Annotated in this window: 4 protein-coding genes; all 4 read left to right on the top strand. The window is 48.4% G+C overall.

What is annotated here, in order from left to right; genetic code table 11:
- Nucleotides 1-916 (top strand): Asp-tRNA(Asn)/Glu-tRNA(Gln) amidotransferase subunit GatB (gene gatB, locus WCO51_11655; protein ID MEI6513910.1); only part of this gene is annotated, 916 nt, incomplete at its 5' end.
- The gene (locus WCO51_11650; protein ID MEI6513909.1) at nt 917-1,510 is read left to right on the top strand and encodes a tetratricopeptide repeat protein; all 594 of its coding nucleotides are present in this window, start codon (nt 917-919) and stop codon (nt 1,508-1,510) included.
- Nucleotides 1,507-1,800: a YggT family protein gene (locus WCO51_11645; protein MEI6513908.1), complete on the top strand. Its 294-nt coding sequence runs from the start codon at nt 1,507-1,509 to the stop codon at nt 1,798-1,800. The genes WCO51_11650 and WCO51_11645 overlap by 4 nt, the downstream gene beginning before the upstream one ends.
- 69 nt (nt 1,801-1,869) lie before the next feature.
- The gene (locus WCO51_11640) at nt 1,870-2,607 is read left to right on the top strand and encodes an SDR family oxidoreductase (GenBank protein ID MEI6513907.1); all 738 of its coding nucleotides are present in this window, start codon (nt 1,870-1,872) and stop codon (nt 2,605-2,607) included.
- Nucleotides 2,608-3,101: the final 494 nt, after the last annotated feature.

Below are 3,101 nucleotides of genomic sequence, written 5' to 3'. Positions count from 1 at the left end.
TCGCGCCATTTTACTTTATCTGGGGGTGAGTGACGGTAAGATGGAAGAAGGCAGTCTACGTTGCGAACCCAACATCTCCGTTCGACCTGAAGGCTCCGAAAAATACGGCACCAAAATCGAGATCAAAAATTTAAGTTCATTTCGCGCTGTCACCCGCGGTATTGAATTTGAGATTGAACGCTTAAGCGAAATGACGGAAAATGGCGAGCGAATCGTCCAAGAGACTCGCGGGTGGAACGAGCAAACCCAACGCACTTTTAACATGCGCACCAAAGAATCGGAGCAAGACTATCGCTATTTCCCAGAGCCTGACCTGGTCAATGTTGCTTTCGATGAGGCCTGGATCGAGCGGTTGCGGGCAAGTATCCCTGAACTCCCTATGCAAAAACGCGACCGCTACGTGAACGAATTCAACTTGAACGATTATGATGCCGGGGTACTGACGGCTGATCGAGCGACGGCCGAATTCTTTGAAAACGCAGTGAAACATGGCGCTGAGCCAAAAGGCGCAACCAACTGGATTAACAGCGAGTTGGCAAAGCTCCTGAACGAATCCAACACCTTAATTGACAACAGCAAAATCACCCCCGTCCACCTTTCCGACTTACTCAAGCTCATCGGCTCAGGCGCCATCAGCGGGCGTCAAGCGAAAGACGTGTTTGACACAGCCTTCAAAACGGGCAAGCTCCCAAGCGAAATCGCGAAAGAAGCCGGTGTCTCGCAAATCACCGACGAGTCATCCATTCGTTCTATCGTTAAGCAAGTCATAGATGCCAACGTTGAAGTCGTAGAAAAGATTAAGGGAGGAGACCCTAAGCCTAAGGGTTTTTTGGTCGGCCAAATCATGAAAGAAAGCAAAGGCCGAGCCAATCCGCAACTTGTCCAGCAACTTTTGAATGAGGAATTGGATACATAATTGCGTTTATTAGTCGCATTTGCAATCTTCGCGCTAAGTATTAGGGTGATGGCTCAATCATCCCCGCCAGCGAAAACCGAGAAGCGGGTCTATGATATTCTCGACGCAGCCGCAAGCGAACTTTGGTCGCAAACCGATGTTTATTGGCACAAGGGACAGCATTATCATGTTATGAGCTTGCTCTATATGCTTATAGAGATAGACCCTCAAGGATTAACGGCATATGACAATCTTGGCTGGCTTCTTGAAAGCAATCATAAAGATGCGCAAGCGATAGAAATCTATAAACTTGCTATAAAGAACAACCCCAACTCGTGGGAACCCTATTTTGATTTAGGGAATTACTACTATAATAAAAAACAATATGATTTGGCGATAGTGCCCCTCAAGGCTTCGACTGAGCGAGTACCTTCCAACTCAAATCCATGGCGTTTATTGGCGCACTCTTATACTAAGCTCGATAGGTTGGAAGAAGCGCTGGAAGTATGGAACAAGATATTAATGGCTGACCCGAAAGACGTGGCGGCTAAACTCAACCGAGACGAAGTAAAAGCGATGATAGAAGCGAAAGCATCGGAGGAAAAACCAAAGTGAACCTATTCTACCCCCCCATCACCCTGGGTTTCATATTAGCGGACATAATCGGTTTAGTGATGCTTTGCATCTTTGCTGATATTATCATGTCATGGATTTATTCGGCGGGAGGTCGGGTTCCGCTTTACAATCCGATAATCCGTTTTGTTAGAAAAGTCTCCAAGTCAGCTACTGACCCTCTACGCAAAGCACTCCCCGTCCTCCAATTCGGAGCGGTCGGTCTAGACCTTGCCCCTATGATCGCCCTCATGTTATTAGGTTTCCTTCAAAGAATTGTCGACGGAATATAAAAAACCTCACTCTATGCAGGAAATTGCTTCTTTGGGTAGAATCGCTTTCCTATGTATGATTTAAATGGAATGAACGCGGTTGTTAGTGGAGCTTCACGGGGGATTGGGCGAGCGATTGCTGTTAGGCTTTCACAAGCGGGGGTGCGGGTGATCGTGCATTATAATTCGTCGGAAGAAGGAGCGCAGAAGACGCTTTCACTTCTGAAGGGTTTTGGTCACTACAGCGTACAGGCGGACTTAAGTGATCCGATGGGTTGTGAGAAGCTGGCACGCCTCTCTATCGAAGCCTTTGGACAGATTAACCTCTTAGTCAATAACGCTGGCATCTACGAGCACATGCGTTTTGATTCAGTTGATTATGAGGAATGGCAGGCACGGTGGAAGGAGATGGTAGAAACCAACCTCCTAAGCGCAGTGAACTTAAGTTATCTCTTTGTTCGGCATTTTCTTGAATACAAGACAGGAAAGATAGTCAATATCTCCTCTCGCACAGGTTTCAAGGGTGAGCGCCAGGCATCTCATTATGCAGTCACCAAAGCCGCCATGATTAACTTCACTCGCTCCATGGCCAATGAACTTGCTAAAACAGGCATCCTTTCCTACGGTGTCGCCCCTGGTTATGTCGAAACGGAAATGACCACTGACTACATCGAGCGTGATCTCGAACGCATAATAAAAGACGTCCCCCTGGGACGCGTCGCCACTTCAGAAGATGTGGCCAATGTGGTGGTTTTCCTAGCCAGCAAAGAAGCCAACTACCTAAACGGCCTGGTAGTAGACGTCAACGGCGGATCGTATTTTCATTAATTAGCTGAGAAGCGATCAGCTATCAGCCTTCAGCCCGTAACGCTAGCGTCTCTCCGGCTCTGGATGCTTTCTCTTTCCGTGTCATTGCGAGGCTGTTTGTGCCGAAGCAATCTCCTCTAAAACCTTCCAGACGGATCCCTCAACAAGCTCGAAATGACACTTCTAATGAAATGCAAGGGGTTTCAATTCGTGCTTGGAATCTTGTAGGGGCGCAGCTAGCTGCGCCCTCCGGAGGGCAGAGCAAGCTCTGCCCCTACATGGTGACGCGGTTGAAACCGCTACTGATATTGGCAAAGTCAACCTGCGTGGCCTCTGCCGGATAGTCCGCGTAGGCGGACTTTGATCTCAATAGCCGCGAATTTATTCGCCAAGCAACCAATCCCCAAATTCTCAAGGCATCCCTAGCCCCCAAATCCGCTTCCCTGAGTAGGCCTTCAGGCCATATCGAAGGGTTCCGGAGTCCCCCTTGGAAAGGGGGAAATCTGACACTGACT

The organism is bacterium, assembly GCA_037131655.1.
Taxonomy (GTDB): domain Bacteria; phylum Armatimonadota; class Fimbriimonadia; order Fimbriimonadales; family JBAXQP01; genus JBAXQP01.
This window is presented reverse-complemented; position numbering and strand designations above follow the sequence as displayed.